Source organism: Pseudomonas sp. HN11 (assembly GCF_021390155.1).
In the GTDB taxonomy this organism is placed as follows: domain Bacteria; phylum Pseudomonadota; class Gammaproteobacteria; order Pseudomonadales; family Pseudomonadaceae; genus Aquipseudomonas.
The window spans coordinates 606,495-623,314 of sequence record NZ_CP089985.1 but is presented as its reverse complement, the minus strand read 5'-3'; the positions used below and the strand labels follow the sequence as shown (position 1 = coordinate 623,314).

Here is a 16,820-nt window from a genome sequence, read left to right as displayed (position 1 = left end):
CTTAATCGAGATCGCACAGCCCGGGGCACAACGTGCGCTGCATTGCACTTGTTGAGTGATGTGGCCAGGGGGTGCGTCAAAGTGTTATCGGCACTTGCCGTATGCAGCAGATGTGGGGGCAAATTCCGCGCTTTCAAGGCGTATTTACAGATAGCCGGCCTACGCATCCGCCTTCGACTGGCATACACTGCGCGGCCGTTTTTCAACCGGAACCTGATTGTCATGGAAAACTCATCCCCAGCCCGTGCCTGCGGCATCGACTTCGGCACGTCCAACTCCACCGTCGGCTGGATCCGCCCCGGCGAGGAGACGCTCATCGCGCTGGAGGACGACAAGATCACCCTGCCGTCGGTGGTGTTCTTCAACTTCGAGGAGCGCCGCCCGGTGTACGGTCGCCTGGCGCTGCATGAATACCTGGAAAACTATGAAGGCCGGCTGATGCGCTCGCTCAAGAGTCTGCTGGGTTCCAAGCTGATCAAGCACGACACCAGCGTATTGGGCACGGCCATGCCGTTCACCGACCTGCTGGCCCTGTTCATCGGCCAGCTCAAGAGCCGCGCCGAAGCCAACGCCGGCCGTGAGTTCGAAGAAGTGGTGCTGGGCCGCCCAGTGTTTTTTGTCGATGACGACCCCATGGCCGACCAAGAGGCCGAGAACACCCTGGTCGACGTGGCGCGCAAGATCGGCTTCAAGGACATCTCGTTCCAGTACGAGCCGATTGCGGCGGCGTTCGACTACGAGTCCACTATCCAGAAAGAGGAGCTGGTACTGATCGTCGACATCGGCGGCGGTACGTCGGACTTCTCCCTGGTGCGCCTGGCGCCGGACCGTCGCCACAATGACAACCGCCAGAGCGACATCCTCGCCACCGGCGGCGTGCACATCGGCGGCACCGACTTCGACAAGCAACTCTCACTGAACGGCATGATGCCGCTGTTCGGCTACGGCAGCCGCATGAAGAGCGGCGCCTACATGCCCACCAGCCACCACATGAACCTGGCCACCTGGCACACCATCAACTCGGTGTACTCGCAAAAATCCCAGCTGGCCCTGGGCAGCATGCGCTATGACATCGAAGACACCGGCGGTATCGACCGGTTGTTCAAGTTGATTGAACAGCGCGCCGGGCACTGGTTGGCGATGGAAGTGGAGGAAACCAAGATCCAGCTGACCCACGAGGACAGCCGCCATGTGGCGCTGGACCGTATTGAAGCTGGCTTGAGTGTCGACCTGAGCCGAGCGCTGTTCGAATCATCCATCGACAGCTTGCTGGAGCGTGTGCGAGGCAGCGTTACGCAGCTGCTCAACGATGCTTCGGTGAGCGTGGCGCAAGTGGACACGGTGTTCTTTACCGGGGGTTCCAGCGGGATTCCGGCACTGCGCCACAGCATTTCGGCGATGCTGCCGAATGCGCGGCATGTGGAAGGGAATATCTTTGGCAGTATCGGCAGTGGTCTGGCGATTGAGGCCAGCAAACGGTATGGCTTTTAAGCGGTAAGTCTTCAGCTGCAAGCGACAAGTTAAAAGCAAATCCGCTTTTACTTACCGCTTGCAGCTTGCAGCTCAAAGCTGCTTCTAAACCATCCCCCCAAGCTTCAACTCACTCTTGAGATACGCGTAATAAATCGGCCCCGCCACCACGCCGGGTAGCCCAAACGCAGCCTCGAACACCAACATCGCCAGCAGCAATTCCCACGACTTGGCACTGATCTGCCCGCCGACGATCCGCGCATTGAGGAAGTACTCGATCTTGTGGATCACGATCAGATACCCCAACGCTGCTACCGCCACCCAGATCGACAGCGACAGCGCGACGATGGTGATCAGGGTGTTGGACATCAGGTTGCCGATGACCGGCAGTAAGCCGAGCAGGAAGGTCAGCACGATCAGGGTTTTGGTCAGCGGCAGGTGAATCCCGCACAGCGGCAGCACCACGGCAAGGAAAACGGCGGTGAACGCCGTGTTGAGTGCGGCAATCTTGATTTGTGCAAAAACGATGTTGCGAAAGGCTTGGACCAGCAGGTGCAGACGGTCGAACAGTGCGGCAGCCAGGGGCTTGCGTTTGGTCAGGTCGGGCACGCGTTGCAGGGCGATGATGGCGCCTAGCACCATGCCGATCAGCAGGGTGACGAACATGTGGGCGGCATCCTTGCCCACAAGCTGCAGTTCGCTCAGGTGCTTGCTCAGCCAGTCGCCGATGGCGACACGGAACTCGGCGGCGCTGGCGGGCAGGTAGGCATCGAGAAACGGCGGCAACTGGCCCCGCGCGCGGTCGACCACACCCATGAATTTGTCGAGTGAGGCCCCAGGGTTTTCCGCTTCGTGGAGCAGGAAGCTGATGGCACCGGCAAATATCAGGGTGAGCACGCTGACGATCAGGGTGCCGAGCAAGGCCACCGCCAGCCAACGCGCGCGCCGGCCTTCGATCAGCCGTTGCAGTTGGGGGGTGAGCATATTGACCAGCTCGAACACCAACAGACCGGCCAACAGGCTGGGCAGCAATTTGAGCGGCAGTACCAGTAGCAGTCCGCCGAAAATGATGATGTAGCTGGCCAGCAATATCACGTGACGCTGAGAAAACGTTGGCATACAGCCTCAAAACGAACGGCCTTAAAGGATGGGCAGTCTGCCAGCCTTGAGAGAATCAAGCGAGTGGGTCAGAAGTGAATGCGATCAAGTGTGGGAGCAGGCGGCCTGCTCCCACCTGTGGGATCAGCCTTTGAGGCAAGTGCTCATGAATGTTTTGCGCGCATCACCAGTCAGCGCCTTGGTTTTCGCTGAGGCATTGCAATCCTTCATCTTCTGCTGTTGCGGTGTCAGGGTCTTGGCGTCATTGGCCGCTGGGGCGGACAGGCAGGTCTTCATGAACGCCTTGCGTTCGTCTCCCTTGAGCGTCTTGGTGGTCGCTTCGGCATTGCAGGTGGTCATTTTATTTTGCTGGGCGGTGGCAGCAAAGCCTTGGGAACACAGCAGCAGGCCCATCATCAACAGCGGAATTCGCAGCATCTTCATGGAGTTTTCTCCCTGTTACCGTGCCGGGCGGCACGGCCTACCCAGCAGTGTAGTCAAAGCTTGTTACATGTTCATCGACCACGGAGATGTGTCCGCCGGTACTGCTCAGGGGTGCAGCCCGCCTGTCGCTGGAACATGGCGATAAAGGCCGACGCGGTGCTGTAACCCAGGTCAAACGCCACATGTTGCACGCTGCGCTCGCTGTCGAGAGCCTCGATGGCCGCTAGGTAACGCAAGCGCTGGCGCCATTCGCCGAAGCTCATGCCCAGTTCCCGTACAAACAGGCGCGCCAGGGTGCGTTCGCTCACGTGGACTTGCTCGGCCCAATGCGCCAAGGCGCGGTTGTCAGCAGGGTCGGCCTGCATGCCTTCCAGCACGCCGAGCAAACCGGGGTGGCGGGCGTAGGGCAAAAAGCATTCGTGGATCGGCGCCTGCTTGAGCTGGTCTACCAGCACCTGGGCCAGGCGGATGTCGGCGTCGGTCTGCGGCATGTTCACGTCACGCAGGGCGAAATCGCTGAGGATAGCCTTGAGGATATCGCTGATCGCCAGGGTGCAAGGCTGCTGGGGCAACTGCTCGCAGAGTTCCGGCGCCAGCCCTACGGAGTGGTAGACGATCGCCTCGGCATTGTAGGAGCTGTGTTCGGTATGCGGCGGCACCCACACCGCGTATTGCGGCGGCGACATGAAGCGGTTGCCGGCCACTTCCATGCGCATCACACCGCTGGCCGAGTAATCCAGCGAGCCCCAGAAATGCTGGTGCGGCGTGCACTCGGTGTCAGGAGCGAAATCCGAATAGCGAAAGTACACCGGGCTAGGCAGCCGGGTGAAATCCGGAAGGCGTACGTTGTGCTTGGCCATATTGTCTGGATACAGAGGTGGTTTGGCTGGGTCGCAGTATAGGCTTCGATCCAGACAATGGATAATCCTGCCTCATCAACACACTGGGTTCCTTTCGATGCAATACACCTATCCCTTGCTGGCCATTTTCATCTGGGCCGGCAACACCGTCGTCAACAAACTGGCCGTGGGCGCGCTGTTCCCGGCAGAAATCGGTTTTTACCGCTGGTTGCTGGCGGCACTGTTGTTCACGCCGTTCATGATCAAGGCGGTGATCGCTAACTGGGCGCTGATCCGGCCGAACCTGGGCAAGGTGTTCATCCTCGGTGTGCTGGGTATGGCGGTGTACCAGAGCCTGGCGTACTACGCCGCGTCGCTGACCTCCGCGACCAATATGGGCATCATCCTGTCATTGATGCCGTTGATGGCGCTGACGGCGGCGATCATCAGCCTCGGCCAACGCTTGACCTACGGCGCGCTCACCGGTGCAGTGCTGTCGTTCGCCGGCGTGGTGGTGGTGGTCTGCGCCGGCAGCCTCGACGCCTTGCTGCAACACGGGGTCAACCGGGGTGACGGCATGATGCTGGTCGCGACCCTGGCCTACGCGGTCTACAGCACTTTGCTGAAAAAATGGCAGTTGCGTCTGCCGCCGTTGGTGTTGCTGTATTTGCAGGTGTTGGTGGCGGTGATGGTGCTGTTTCCGCTGTTTCTGTTCTCGGCGAAGGCAGGCTTGGGTTGGGCGAACATTCCGCTGGTACTGTATGCGTGCCTGCTGGCCTCGATGGTCGCGCCACTGGCGTGGATGCATTCGGTAAAAACCTTGGGCCCGAGCCGCACCACGCTGTTTTTCAACCTGCTGCCGTTGATCACCGCCTTGATCGCCGCCGTCGTGTTGAAGGAAGAATTGGCGCTGTACCACCTGGTGGGCGGTTTGCTGACCTTGGGCGGGGTGATTCTGTCGGAGCGCTGGACCACGCCGGTGCGTTAAACCCCAGCCTCCTTCAAGCGTCGGGCATGTTCGACAAACAGTCGGATCGGCTCGGCGCCCTTGCCCACCAGGCCCAAGGACTGGTTGACGATATCGAAGTGGTCCAGAGCGTAGTCATCGCCGATCACCAAGCCCAGGTGCGAGCTGTAGCGGCCGACCATGCCGTCGCACTGGCCTTTTTCGCGCACGAAGCTGCGGGCGAACAAGCGGCAACTGCGGTTTGTCCCATCGAACAGGTTGCGCCCACGGTCGGTGATGCCCGGCTGCAACGTCCCGGACCACGAGTAATAACGCACGCCGTTGACCTCTTCAGCCCCCTGCCCGCCCCATGTCTGCGGCAACCCCTGTGGATAGCGCTGATTGAACAGCGCCACGCCCGCACTGGTCAGCGAATGATGGGAGGCCTGCAAATCCATCTTGAAGCGTGGCCCGCGATAGCCGGTTTCCAGCATGCCCATCACCCCGGCAACCAGGTGAAACAGCGCGCTCATGATCCGGCCTTTCACGCCGTCCGCCGGGTAACTCAGGTGAATGTGGTCCGCCAGCTCCGAGCCATGGTTGGGCCCGGCCACGGACGTCACCGACGCCACCCACTCCGGGCGCTTGGCTGCCGCATACCGCGCGGTGAGCGAACCCTGGCTGTGGCCGATCAGGTTGACCTTGTCGGCCCCCGTTTCACGGCGGATGCGCTCGATCTGCACCAGCAATTGCTCGCCACGCACTTCGCTGGAATCCAACGGCGCCACCTGTACGGGAAATACCTGCGCCCCACCCGCCTGTAGCGCCGGGATGATGCCGTACCAATAGGGGAACCACCCGAGGCGCACGAACCCGAGCATCCCGGGGACCAGTACCAGTGGGTAACGCGTGGCTAACGACTGCGGCATGGGCCGAACGTCCTTGATCAGAAAAGACTCACCAGAGGCTAGCCCAGTCACGCGACGCGGTGATGACATAAATCCGATAAAACTTTTTGCGTGACGCGGGACTCACAACTTGGAGCGATCACGCCGGCAGAGCGTGGCGCAAAACCGGATTAGCACCAGGAGAATGAGATGACCGAAGCAAACTTGACTGACGTTGCAACCCTGCGCAATCGCGCTCGTCAGAACGTCGAAAACGGCGCAGTGACCGAAGGCTATGACGCCGACCGCGAAGAAATCATCCGCCTGCTCAACGCATCCCTGGCCACCGAGTTGGTCTGCGTGCTGCGCTACAAGCGCCACTACTTCATGGCCAGCGGCATCAAGGCGTCCGTCGCCGCCGAGGAGTTCCTCGAACACGCCACCCAAGAAGCCGAACACGCTGACAAACTCGCCGAACGCATCGTGCAGTTGGGCGGTGAGCCGGAGTTCAACCCGGACCTGCTGTCGAAGAACTCCCACGCGCAATACGTGGCGGGCAATAACTTGAAGGAAATGGTCTACGAAGACCTGGTCGCCGAGCGGATTGCCGTGGACAGCTACCGCGAAATCATCCAATACATCGGTGATAAAGACCCAACCACCCGCCGTCTGTTTGAAGAAATCCTGGCTCAGGAAGAAGAGCATGCCGACGATATGGCTGACATTCTAGAAAGCCTGTAACTGCGACATACAAAAGGGGGAGCCGGTTAGCCAGCTCCCCCCTTTTATTCATCTGCCGTTTCAGCCTTTAACGGTTTTCGGCGCCTTGCCTTCCTTCATCTGCTGCAGCAACGGTGCACATTCATTCGGTTCACCGCCACTCGGCGCGACCAATGCCAGCAACCCGGCCGCCGGCCCGGCAATCACACCCAACGCCACCATGCCCGCACCGCGCAGTGCCAGCGGAATGGCTTTCACACCTGCATTGGGCTTGATGAATGGCCCCTTGACGTACAGTGGTGAACGCAAGGAAAACAGGCGGAAGCCTTTCGACTCCGGCGTGATGGTCAGGTCCAACTGCTCGGTCGCCATGTTCGCCGTGCCATCGATGTAGATGATGGCGTTCTCGGTATCGAACACAAACAACCGCGTGGTCGCCAGGCCCGTCTTGATACCGAAGTCTGCCGCCGCGCAGTTGATCTTCACTTCCTTGTCGCCAAACAGGCGGCCTACCACGTAGTTGCCGACGTTGAGCCCGGCGATTTCCATCAGGCCACGGCTGATGGCGCCGTCGTTGATCAGCATCTTCAGGTCACCGTTGGAGGTGCCCAGCAGGGCCGCCACGGAATTGCCGCGTCCGGAAATGTCGGCATCGCCGTTGAGTTCGCCAAAGCTGGTTTTCATCGGTTCAAAGGTCGGGAAGAGCTGCTTGAGCTTGAAGTTACGCGCCGTGAGTTTGGCGCGGCCTTCCATTGGCATGATGCGGCCGTTCAGACGAATCTGCGCATCCAGCTTGCCGCCGGCCACGCCGAAACGCAGGGGCTCGAGGCTTAGCTCGCCGTCATTCAGGACCAGATGGGTGTAGAGGTCGGTAAACGGCAGATCGGCACTGTGCACGATGCGCTTGCCGGTGAACTCCACATCGGCATCCATGACGCGCCAGCGCTCGGTACGGAACTCCTCCACCGGCAGCACTTTGGTCGCCGGCTGTTTGCTGTCGCCACCACGAGCCTTTTGCTTGGCGTTGGAGTCGGCGCCGATCAGGGGTGCAAGGTCGGTCATCAGCAGTTGGTTGGACACCAACGCGCCACTGAGCTTGGGTCGTGGCTGGCTGGCGACGTAGGCGAGGTCGCCGTGGATATCGCTGTTGCCGATCTTGCCGTTGAAATTTTCATAGCGGAACGAGGCGCCGCTGGCTTCGTGCAGCTTGGCGATCAGGTGGCCGTCGGTGGAATAGGGCGGCGAATCCGGCAGGGTCACGCCGGTCAACGGGTACAGATTGCCCAGACTGGAGCCGGCGAGTTTCAGGCGCAAGTCGAGCGCGCCGAGGTTCAGCGGATCGGTCAGCGTGCCCGCGAGGGCGATGCGGGTGTCGGCAATCTTGACTTGGGCTTGCAGCGGGAACGGCTTGGCCGCGTCCTGCAAGGCCAGCAGGCCGCCGATCTTGCCACTGCCGTCGAGCTTCTGGCCGTGGTACTGGCCTTTGACCTTGAGGCCAAACGCATAGTCCTGGGGTGCGGAGCCTTTTTCCAGGGCCTTCTTGGCATCAGCGTCGCCGACGATTTCGCCGAAGGGAATGGGTTTACCCAGCGGATCGATGATCACATCCAGCTGAGTCTTGAGGGTCTGGTCGTCGAGGGTCACGTGGCCCTTGTCGAAGCCGATGGCGCCAATGTCCACCACCCAGCTGGAGGGCTCGGCATTCGGGTCCTTGGGGTCGAACTTGAAGGTCCAGTTGGCGCGGCCATCGGCCAGACGCTGCAACTGCGCGCTCGGCTCGGTGAGGTCGATGCGCGGGATGACCACACGCTGCACCAGCAACGCCAGTGGAGAAATGCGCAGTTCGACTTTTTTGAGGGTGACCATTTGCGGGGTTTTCGACCAGTCGGGATTGCCCAGGGTCAAGTCCTCGGCAATCACGTGGGGCCATGGCACCCAGGCGCGCCAGCCGCCTTCATCGGGCTCACGCGCCCACACCACCGCCAGGTTACCGTTGATGGCAAACGGTCGATGCAGCTCTTCGGAAACCTTGGCGTTCAGAGGCGGCTTGATGCGATTCCAGTCAAAGAACACCAGGACCAACACCACCACGGCGATTAACAGAACGAAGCTGGCGCAGCTCCAAGCGACAATTTTACGAGTGCGCGTCATTGCACAGGACTCCTGAATACGACTGGCTGGGTCACAGCCTTTGATGACAGCTTAATAGAACTACGACTGGCAAACCGCCTCGGGGTTTAACCCAATCCCCGATTTGCCGGGAAAAACCTCAATTTCTGACCACTTCGTCAGATTCCCCTTGCAACAGCGCACCATTGTTACCCACGTACGTGTCGAAAATACCCACCCCGGTGCAAAACCGCGTGCTTGAGAGGCCCGGTCTAGAGCCTCCGACCAGAACAATCAATTCTATTGATTATTACCATTGTGTTTATGAACTTTTATATCGACTTATCGAGAGTAGCATTAGCCCTGTACCCACTTTATCGCCCTCCCAAGGAGCAACCCATCATGAAACGCCAACTACTCGCTACCGCCCTGTTATCCATCCTGGCTTCCAGTGCCTTTGCCCTGCCAGCTGCCGAACAAGCTACCCCACAAGTCAAAGCTGACGCCGTTCATTTCAGCCAGACCGTAGCGCGCAGCGGTTCGCAAGAAGAAGAGAACCGTGACTACGCCAAAGGCGCTGTTGCTGAAAATGGTTCGGAACAAGCCAACAAACGCGCTTATACCGAAGGCCTGACCGAAAACGGTCGCAACCGCCTGGAACAAAAAGGCCTGGTCGAAGGTGGTGCTGATCGCCTGCTGGAACGCAACGCTGTTGCCGAAGGTGGCCGTGATCGCCTGGAACAGAAAGGTCTGGTTGAAGGCGGCGCTGAACAAGCCAACGACCGTGCTTACACTCAAGGTATCGCCGAAGGCGGTGCCGATCGTCTGCAAGAACTGCATCAAGCACAGAGCTAACCCCGTGGTGGTGTCTAGTCCTGAAATAGGTTTACACCTGTTTCAGTCTCAAAACGCTCGATGCACCGCATCGGGCGTTTTGTATTTCAGGGACATGTGTGGCCTTTCCCCGTTGTAGATCAGCACCGACTCACCCACCATCTTCACTGCATCCGCCAGATTTTTAGGGCGATACAGCAGAAACTCGGTCTTCAAAATGCCGTTTATCCGTTCCGCCAGAGCATTCTGGTAGCAGTCATAGCCGTCGGTCATCGAGCATCTGATGCCATGACTGGCGTGCAAGCGCTGATAAAGCTCAGAGCAGTATTGGGCTCCGCGGTCTGAATGATGGATTAGTGGAAGCGTGGTTTGGCGTTCACCAACTGCCTTTTCCATCGCTTTGATCACCGACTCGGTATGCAAACTCGCATGCACATGATGGCCTACGATCTTGCGCGAGTAAGCGTCTGTCACCAGGCTCACATAAGCCACGCTTTCCTGTGTCGGCAGGTAGGTTATGTCTGCAACCCACACCTGCTCTGGCCTGTTGGGTACGATCTGCTTCTGGCCCGCTTTGAGCAGGTTAGGATGGCGGCGAAAGCGGTGATGGCTGTCCGTCGTTTTGTGGTAAGCCCGTTTGCGCACAACCAGTTCTCGAGCGTTGCGCAGGATGCTGAACAGGCGGTCTCTGCCGACCTGCACTGATGCGCCAAATTCGACGCTCATCAGGTAATGCAGCTTGCGCGTGCCGATCCGTGGCTGGCGTCGGCGCTTTTCAAGAACAAAGTCCATCACCTCTTGATCTTGGCGAGCCCTCGCGTCGAAAGCCCGATTTCGTTGGTAATATGCTTGGCGCGAAATGCCCATGAACAGGCAAGCCCTGGTGATGCTCAGGTCTTGGATTTGCCCTTGCGAGAGGACTTGCCGGGTCGCTTTTTTACGACAGAAACACCGTAGTCATTCTTCAGAACATTCACGACGGCTTCGAAGAACTGCGCTTTCTGGTTGCTTAGCGCCAACTGCTCTTCGAGCTCTTTGATCCGCTGCTCGGGTGTTAGCGGGAGGGGTGGCTCAGTCATGGACCTGCTCCTCGGTTCTCGAATTGAGGCGCCCTGACTCCAGTCCTGCCGGCCGTGCTTGCGCAGCCAGACCAGTACCGTGGACCGGCCCTGAATGCCGTAGCGCCGTTGAGCCTCTTTATAACTCAACTCGCCCTTTTCGACCTGGTCTACGACCGATAATTTAAAGGCTAGCGTGTAGTCACGCTGGCTTCGCCTTTTGCCCGCATCCATTGGCTCCTCCTGAAGATAGGTCAGAAGGTGTAAACCTTATTCAGGACGGGACATGGCCCAGAAAAAAGCCCGATCTGTCGATCGGGCTTTTGCTTTCCTGTAGATCGCGTCACGCCCTTCCCCTGGCAAGTTCGACGCCACCGGAACTGTTTTGTTAGAGTGCGTCGCTGTACTTGCCGACAAAGCCCACCCGCCAATGCTGCCCCGCGCCGAACAGAAGCAACAGACCAGACTCGCCCTGATGGACGCAGCCCGCCATCTGATGGAGTGTGGCCGTGGGTTTGGCAGCCTCAGCCTGCGTGAAGTGGCGAAGACGGCCGGTATCGTGCCCACCGGTTTCTATCGGCATTTTGCCGACATGGACCAGTTGGGGCTCGTGCTGGTGAGTGAAGTCGGCCAGACCTTCCGCGCCACCATCCGCCTGGTGCGCCACAACGAATTCGTGATGGGCGGCATTATTGATGCCTCCGTACGTATCTTTCTCGATGTGGTCTCGGCCAACCGTTCACAATTCCTGTTTCTGGCCCGCGAGCAATACGGCGGCTGCCTGGCGGTGCGCCAGGCGATCGGTGCATTGCGTGAAGACATCACCCGCGACTTGGCCGCCGACCTGACGTCCATGCCAAAACTCCAGCACCTGGATGCCGAGGGCCTGCATGTGATGGCCGACCTCATCGTCAAAAGTGTGTTCGCCACCCTTCCCGATATCATCGACCCGCCGGCCCAGGCTCTGCCTGACCACCTGACGCCCCAGGCGAAAATCACCCAGCAATTGCGCTTTATCTTTATCGGCTTGAAGCACTGGCAAGGCCTGGGCAGCACCGAATAACGCAATCACCCCGCCGAGTGGAAACGCTTGGCCGTGGTGTAGCTCTTGCTCCAGTAGCTGTTGCTCAACGAATCAATACGGATGTTTTTGCCCGTACGTGGCGAATGAATAAATTTGCCCTCGCCTATATAAAGCCCCACATGGCTGACTTGGCCGCGGCCGTTTGATTTGAAAAACACCGCATCGCCGGGCTTGAGTGCGTTGCGCTTGATAGTCGGAGCCGTGGAGCGGTGCATGGCGGCGGTGGTGCGTGGTATCTGGATATTGGCTTCGGTCTTGAACAGGTACACCAGGAAGCTGCTGCAATCGAAGCCTTGCTGCACCGAAGAGCCACCCCATTTGTACGGCGTGCCAAGCAGTTCATGGGCACGGTCAACCACATCGTCAATGGCGGCTTCTTGTACTGAAGCGCTGAACGTGGGACGGGACTGCAGAGAGGCTGAAGCTGATGAAATGGCGAAAGACAGACTGACAATAACTAAACAACACAATGATCTAAACATGATAAACGTCGCAGTGGGTTGAACACGGCGCACAGACTAATGACACAGCAGGTAACTACTTGAACGGCAATTCCCCGAACAACGTAGGACAAATCCGAAAATGCCCATAACGAGTGCGCCAACCCAACCAGCGCACCATTTTTGATCATGCCAATAATATTCCCGCGCCCTATTTAGTGGCATCACCGCCCTGCTGACAGGGAATTCCTACTCTCCAACCGGGTTGGCAAGCCCCTTGCTCTAGCACTTGCATCGCTCATAGCTGGAAGCTTCCTGATGCTGGTGATCCACCGCCGAATCGCCCCCCAAGCCCTTTGGGTCGCCGAGTTGCTGCTGAACTTCGAAGCACGCAGTAAAAGCCGCCTGCGCTGTTTCAGTGCCGATGGTGAAGACGTCGGCCTTTTCCTGGAGCGTGGCCAGCCGCCGCTACACGATGGCGAATTCCTACAGGCAGAGGACGGACGCGTCGTACGCGTATGCGCCCGGCCTGAACAACTCTTGCACGTGACGTGCAACAGTGCATTTGAGCTGACCCGTGCGGCCTATCACCTGGGCAACCGCCATGTGGCGTTGCAAGTGGGCGATGGCTGGTTGCGCCTGCTCGATGACTATGTGCTCAAGGCCATGCTCGAACAGCTGGGTGCGCAGACCGAGACCATCGAGGCACCGTTCCAGCCGGAGCATGGCGCCTACGGCGGCGGCCACCATCACTCGCGCCATGGTGATGAAGACTTCAACTATCCGCCTAAGCTGCACCAGTTCGGCGTGCGTCTATGAACCCAGCCTGGGCGCTGCTGCGTCTGGCCAGTCCGCAATTGCCGATTGGCGGCTACAGCTATTCCCAAGGCCTGGAAATGGCGGTGGAGAACGGCCGCGTCAATGACGCGGCCAGCGCACGACGCTGGATCAGCGACCAGTTGCTGCTCAACCTTGCGCGTTTCGAGGCGCCGGTCCTGCTCGCCCATTGTCAGGCTGCCTTTGAGGCGGATTGGCGACGCCTGGCGCAGTTATGTGAAGAGCACCGCGCCAGCCGTGAAACCCGTGAGCTGTATCAGGAGAGCCGACAGATGGGCTACTCGCTGCAACAGTTGCTCAATGGTTTGCCGGAACTGGACGGCGCTGCCCGCGAATTTCTTGAGCAGTGCGGTGAGCCCCATCTCGCCCTGGGCTGGGCCTTGGCCGCACGCGCGTGGAGCATCAGCCCCGCCGATGCCCTCGCCGCCTGGCTGTGGAGCTGGCTGGAAAACCAATTGGCCGTGCTGATGAAAACCCTGCCTCTGGGCCAGCAAGCCGCCCAGCGCCTGACCAGCGAACTGCTGCCGCTGCTGCAACAAGCCCAGCAGGACGCCAGCCGCATTCATCCCGATCATTTTGGCAGCGCCGCCTTTGGCCTGTCCCTGGCGTCCATGGCCCATGAGCGCCAGTACAGCCGCCTGTTTCGTTCCTAGGAGAACACACTCATGAACACACAACCTTTACGTGTCGGTATCGGCGGCCCGGTGGGCTCCGGCAAGACGGCCCTGACCCTGGCCCTGTGCCTCGCGCTGCGTGATCGCTACAACCTGGCGGTGGTCACCAACGACATCTACACCCGCGAAGATGCCGACTTCCTGGTACGCAACCAGGCCCTCGCGCCGGAACGCATCATCGGCGTGGAGACCGGCGGCTGCCCGCATACGGCGATCCGCGAAGACGCCTCGATCAACCTGGAGGCGGTGGACCAACTCAACCGCCGCTTCCCGGGCCTGGACCTGATTCTGGTGGAGTCCGGCGGCGACAACCTCTCGGCCACCTTCAGCCCGGAGCTGTCGGACCTGACCATCTACGTGATCGATGTGTCCGCCGGCGACAAGCTTCCACGCAAGGGCGGGCCTGGCATTTGCAAATCCGACTTGCTGGTGATCAACAAGATCGACCTGGCGCCGCTGGTCGGCGCCTCGCTGGAGCTGATGAACAGCGACACCACCCGCATGCGCAACGGTAAACCCTTTGTGTTCAGCAACCAGAAAACCGGTGTCGGCCTGGATGACATCGTCGCCTTCATCGAACGCCAAGGCCTGCTGACCGCCGCCTGATCAACCCATAAGGAACCTGTCCATGAGCCTCAAGAAACTCCTCACCGCCGCCGCCCTGCTGCTAGCCCCTGCCCTCGCCTTCGCTCATCCGGGCCACGGCGACAACGGCCTGGTGGCCGGCATCAGCCATCCCTTGAGTGGCATCGACCACTTGCTGGCGATGGTCGCCGTCGGTTTGTGGGCCGCCCAACAAAAAGGCGCCGCTCGTTGGGCACTGCCTTGCACCTTTGTTGGCACCATGTTGATTGGCGGCGTACTGGGTTTTGAAGGCCTGGAGTTGCCGGCATTGGAAAGCGGAATTGCCGCGTCGGTGCTGGCCCTGGGCCTGGCGGTGGCGCTGGCGGTGCGGCCGCCGCTGTTCATGGCGGTGGGGGCGACAGCCTTGTTCGCACTGTTCCACGGTGTGGCACACGGCCTGGAGCTGCCGGACATGTCCAACCCTTGGACGTATGCGGCGGGTTTTGTCGGTGCAACGGCGGTACTGCACGCGGCCGGTTACGCCGTCGTGCGCCTCCTGCCGACGGCGGCGGCGCCGTTGGTGCGGATTGCGGGGGCGGCTTCGGCGGCGACTGGGGTGTGGCTGCTCGCCAGCTAAAAGCGGCAAGCCAAAAGCTGCAAGTAAAAAGCCAATCCGCTCTTACTTGCAGCTTGCCGCTCACAACTTACAGCTGCCCCTCTGCTACCATGCGCGCCTACGCCCCTGCCGTGACGACGCCAGCCAATGCCCAGCGCTTCCCAACCCTCCTTGAACACCGTGCTTACGCACTTCCACAGCCTGATCGTGCCGCTCTGGAAAGGCCCGGGCTGGAATGCCGAACTGGCATTGCCCTATGAGGCGTTGGACGCCGATCATCAACCGCTGCCTCCGCAACGCTACCGTGCCATGGCCTGCGCCCGTCAGTTGTACCTGTTCGCCAGCCTGATCGGCGAGCCGGGTGCCGCCTTCGCCGAAGACCGTGCGGCGGCACTGTTCCGCTCCCTGCAACGGCACTTCCACGACGCCGAGCACGGCGGCTGGTTCTACAGCGTCGACCCGTCCGGCCAACCGCTGGACAAGCGCAAAGACCTCTATACCCACGCCTTCATCATCTTCGCCTGCGCCCATTACTGGGCCAAGGTACGTGAGCCGTTGGTGGAGTCGGTACTCAATGCCGCCCTTGAAGTGGTCGCCGAGCGCTTTTCCACAGGCGACGGCCTGTACGAGGCCGTATTGGAGCGCAACTGGTCATCGCTCAAGTCGGGCCCGCTGCAAAACCCGCTGATGCACTTGGCCGAAGGTTTCCTCGCCACCCTCGCGGTGCGTGAAGATGCCAACGTGCAAGCCGCCCTGCTGGCGTTGGCGACGGCCATGCAGCAGCGCTTCATCGACCGCCAACACGGCGTGATGATGGAAAAACCGCTGGGCGCTGTGGATAACTGGTTCGAGCCGGGGCACCAGTTCGAATGGTTCTTTTTGCTGGAGTCTTCGGATGTGCTGCGCGGTACGCCGCTGCATGCGTCCCTGACGCGTGCTTTTGCTTACGCAGAGCTCAAGGGTGTGGATAACGTCAGCGGCGCGGTCAGCGGCATGTTGGCGTTGGACGGCACAGTACGCGACGGCACCCAGCGTATCTGGGCTCAGGCCGAGTACCTGCGGGCACTGACCTTGCGACCAAACAGCGAAGCGGTGCTGCAACGCCAATTGCTGGCGCTGCAGCAGCACTTCCTCCATGCAAAAGGCTGGAATGAATGCCTGGATGCCAAGGGCGTCGTGAGCCGACGGGACATGCCGTCGACCACGCCTTATCATTTGGCGACTTGTTACCAGGGCCTCACGCAATCCACTTGCGATCTCCGGTAAAGCTGATCGTCAACCAGCGCGCCGCATCCGGTGTGCCGAGCCCTGTGGATATCTCTTCGCGCAGCCCATCAAGGGTCGCGACGTTATCCACCGGGTAATCCGCCGGCAACACCACATGAATTTCGATAAACCGCGCCCGTCCGTGCTTTTGTACGTAAGACACGTAGTCGTCGAAACCATGCCTGGCCTGGGCCGCATCCATCACTTCGCGCACTTTGTCGTCCAACTGGTCCGGAGCAATGCCCAACACCTCGCGCAAGGCCGGACGCAGGATCTTGAACGCCGGCGCCAGCATGCTCAGGGCCAGCAGGATCAGGATCAGTGGGTCGACATACACCGCCCATTCGGCATAGCCCTGGGACTTGAGCAACAGTGCTGCCAGAAAGCTGATCAGCAGGCCCACCGACAGCATCGCGTCCACCAGCCAACTGATGTTGTCGAACTGGATCAGCGATGATTTCAGCCTGCGATTGCGATATCGCACGTAGAAAAAGTAGGCGAATTCGACAACGGTAAACACCGCCGCGTAGATGATCACCAACCCCAATTCGATCTCGCGTCCGCCATTGATAATGCCGAACACGCCGTTGAGGAACGCATAGATGGCGATCAGTAACAGAAAGCTGCCTTCGATCAGCAGCACCATGGGCTCCAGGTGCCAATAGCCGAACTGGAAACGCTCGTTGCTTTTCTTGGCGATCAGCTTGGCCGTGATCAGCATCAACACCTTGATGGCGGTGGCGATCAGCGAGAAAAAACCGTCGAACAGAATGGATTGGGCGCCAGAAATCACACCCGTGACAATCCCGGCGATCGCTACGGCGAACATCAGGATGGTCGATTGTTTGAGCAGTGCCTGCTCACCTCGGTTACTCACATTTCCTCCCGTCAAAACCTTAAATCCGCACAGTGCGGAGGGGTTTTCAAGAAGGGA

The 16,820-nt window shown here is 59.9% G+C and carries 18 protein-coding genes; 10 read left to right on the top strand and 8 right to left on the bottom strand.

The genetic code is table 11. The features are described from left to right. The first annotated feature begins 222 nt into the window (after positions 1 to 222). Positions 223 to 1,491 (top strand): Hsp70 family protein, encoded by a 1,269-nt coding sequence (locus LVW35_RS02800; RefSeq protein WP_233893608.1) that lies wholly within the window; start codon positions 223 to 225, stop codon positions 1,489 to 1,491. Between the two features lie 84 nt (positions 1,492 to 1,575). On the opposite strand, the gene LVW35_RS02795 is transcribed toward LVW35_RS02800, so the two are convergent. The 3 genes from LVW35_RS02795 to LVW35_RS02785 all read right to left on the bottom strand — a co-directional run bounded on the left by LVW35_RS02795 (position 1,576) and on the right by LVW35_RS02785 (position 3,872). Continuing rightward, the gene (locus LVW35_RS02795) at positions 1,576 to 2,589 is read right to left on the bottom strand and encodes an AI-2E family transporter (RefSeq protein ID WP_016976954.1); all 1,014 of its coding nucleotides are present in this window, start codon (positions 2,587 to 2,589) and stop codon (positions 1,576 to 1,578) included. A 123-nt stretch (positions 2,590 to 2,712) separates the two neighbouring features. Continuing rightward, positions 2,713 to 3,012 (bottom strand): PsiF family protein, encoded by a 300-nt coding sequence (locus LVW35_RS02790; RefSeq protein ID WP_017849707.1) that lies wholly within the window; start codon positions 3,010 to 3,012, stop codon positions 2,713 to 2,715. Positions 3,013 to 3,083: 71 nt separating this feature from the next. Continuing rightward, positions 3,084 to 3,872 carry an AraC family transcriptional regulator gene (locus LVW35_RS02785; RefSeq protein ID WP_233893607.1) on the bottom strand — a complete coding sequence of 263 codons (789 nt, stop codon included), beginning with the start codon at positions 3,870 to 3,872 and terminating at the stop codon, positions 3,084 to 3,086. A 97-nt stretch (positions 3,873 to 3,969) separates the two neighbouring features. Between LVW35_RS02785 and LVW35_RS02780 the strand changes: the two genes are divergently transcribed. Beyond that, positions 3,970 to 4,839 carry a DMT family transporter gene (locus LVW35_RS02780; RefSeq protein ID WP_233893606.1) on the top strand — a complete coding sequence of 290 codons (870 nt, stop codon included), beginning with the start codon at positions 3,970 to 3,972 and terminating at the stop codon, positions 4,837 to 4,839. Here the strand turns inward: LVW35_RS02780 and LVW35_RS02775 are convergent. After that, positions 4,836 to 5,726 carry an esterase/lipase family protein gene (locus LVW35_RS02775; RefSeq protein ID WP_233893605.1) on the bottom strand — a complete coding sequence of 297 codons (891 nt, stop codon included), beginning with the start codon at positions 5,724 to 5,726 and terminating at the stop codon, positions 4,836 to 4,838. The two genes, LVW35_RS02780 and LVW35_RS02775, sit on opposite strands and share 4 nt — an antisense overlap. Positions 5,727 to 5,894: 168 nt before the next feature. Here LVW35_RS02775 and LVW35_RS02770 point away from each other — a divergent pair, with 168 nt between their 5' ends. Then, a complete protein-coding gene (locus LVW35_RS02770; RefSeq protein WP_233893603.1) occupies positions 5,895 to 6,425 on the top strand; it encodes a ferritin-like domain-containing protein in 531 nt (176 codons plus the stop codon). A 60-nt stretch (positions 6,426 to 6,485) separates the two neighbouring features. Here LVW35_RS02770 and LVW35_RS02765 read toward each other — a convergent pair whose 3' ends face one another. Beyond that, positions 6,486 to 8,555, bottom strand: coding sequence for an AsmA family protein (locus LVW35_RS02765; RefSeq protein WP_233893602.1), 2,070 nt, complete (start codon positions 8,553 to 8,555; stop codon positions 6,486 to 6,488). Positions 8,556 to 8,915: 360 nt separating this feature from the next. Between LVW35_RS02765 and LVW35_RS02760 the strand changes: the two genes are divergently transcribed. After that, on the top strand, positions 8,916 to 9,368 hold the full coding sequence (locus tag LVW35_RS02760; RefSeq protein WP_233893601.1) for a hypothetical protein: 453 nt from the start codon (positions 8,916 to 8,918) through the stop codon (positions 9,366 to 9,368). Positions 9,369 to 9,416: 48 nt separating this feature from the next. Here LVW35_RS02760 and LVW35_RS02755 read toward each other — a convergent pair. Then, a protein-coding gene (locus LVW35_RS02755) for an IS3 family transposase (protein WP_233892000.1) occupies positions 9,417 to 10,639 on the bottom strand; the annotation gives its coding sequence in 2 pieces (ribosomal slippage) (positions 9,417 to 10,288 and positions 10,288 to 10,639; 1,224 coding nt in all). A gap of 196 nt (positions 10,640 to 10,835) precedes the next feature. Here LVW35_RS02755 and LVW35_RS02750 point away from each other — a divergent pair. Next, positions 10,836 to 11,468: a TetR family transcriptional regulator gene (locus tag LVW35_RS02750; protein WP_233896383.1), complete on the top strand. Its 633-nt coding sequence runs from the start codon at positions 10,836 to 10,838 to the stop codon at positions 11,466 to 11,468. 5 nt (positions 11,469 to 11,473) lie between these two features. Here the strand turns inward: LVW35_RS02750 and LVW35_RS02745 are convergent, their stop codons facing one another. After that, on the bottom strand, positions 11,474 to 11,971 hold the full coding sequence (locus tag LVW35_RS02745; RefSeq protein WP_233893600.1) for a C40 family peptidase: 498 nt from the start codon (positions 11,969 to 11,971) through the stop codon (positions 11,474 to 11,476). A 276-nt stretch (positions 11,972 to 12,247) separates the two neighbouring features. On the opposite strand from LVW35_RS02745, the gene ureE reads away from it, so the two are divergent. From ureE to LVW35_RS02720, 5 genes are all read left to right on the top strand, one after another. Further along, positions 12,248 to 12,748 carry an urease accessory protein UreE gene (ureE, locus tag LVW35_RS02740; protein WP_233893599.1) on the top strand — a complete coding sequence of 167 codons (501 nt, stop codon included), beginning with the start codon at positions 12,248 to 12,250 and terminating at the stop codon, positions 12,746 to 12,748. Continuing rightward, complete coding sequence (locus LVW35_RS02735) at positions 12,745 to 13,419, top strand: urease accessory protein UreF (RefSeq protein WP_233893598.1); 675 nt, start codon at positions 12,745 to 12,747, stop codon at positions 13,417 to 13,419. Before ureE ends, LVW35_RS02735 begins: the two co-directional genes overlap by 4 nt. Positions 13,420 to 13,431: 12 nt before the next feature. Further along, positions 13,432 to 14,046, top strand: coding sequence for an urease accessory protein UreG (gene ureG / locus LVW35_RS02730; protein WP_016972570.1), 615 nt, complete (start codon positions 13,432 to 13,434; stop codon positions 14,044 to 14,046). Positions 14,047 to 14,068: 22 nt separating this feature from the next. After that, on the top strand, positions 14,069 to 14,641 hold the full coding sequence (locus LVW35_RS02725) for a HupE/UreJ family protein (RefSeq protein ID WP_233893597.1): 573 nt from the start codon (positions 14,069 to 14,071) through the stop codon (positions 14,639 to 14,641). A 126-nt stretch (positions 14,642 to 14,767) separates the two neighbouring features. Further along, a complete protein-coding gene (locus LVW35_RS02720) occupies positions 14,768 to 15,886 on the top strand; it encodes an AGE family epimerase/isomerase (RefSeq protein ID WP_233893596.1) in 1,119 nt (372 codons plus the stop codon). Here the strand turns inward: LVW35_RS02720 and LVW35_RS02715 are convergent. After that, positions 15,858 to 16,763 carry a cation diffusion facilitator family transporter gene (locus LVW35_RS02715; RefSeq protein ID WP_233893594.1) on the bottom strand — a complete coding sequence of 302 codons (906 nt, stop codon included), beginning with the start codon at positions 16,761 to 16,763 and terminating at the stop codon, positions 15,858 to 15,860. The two genes, LVW35_RS02720 and LVW35_RS02715, sit on opposite strands and share 29 nt — an antisense overlap. Between the last annotated feature and the right edge of the window lie 57 nt (positions 16,764 to 16,820).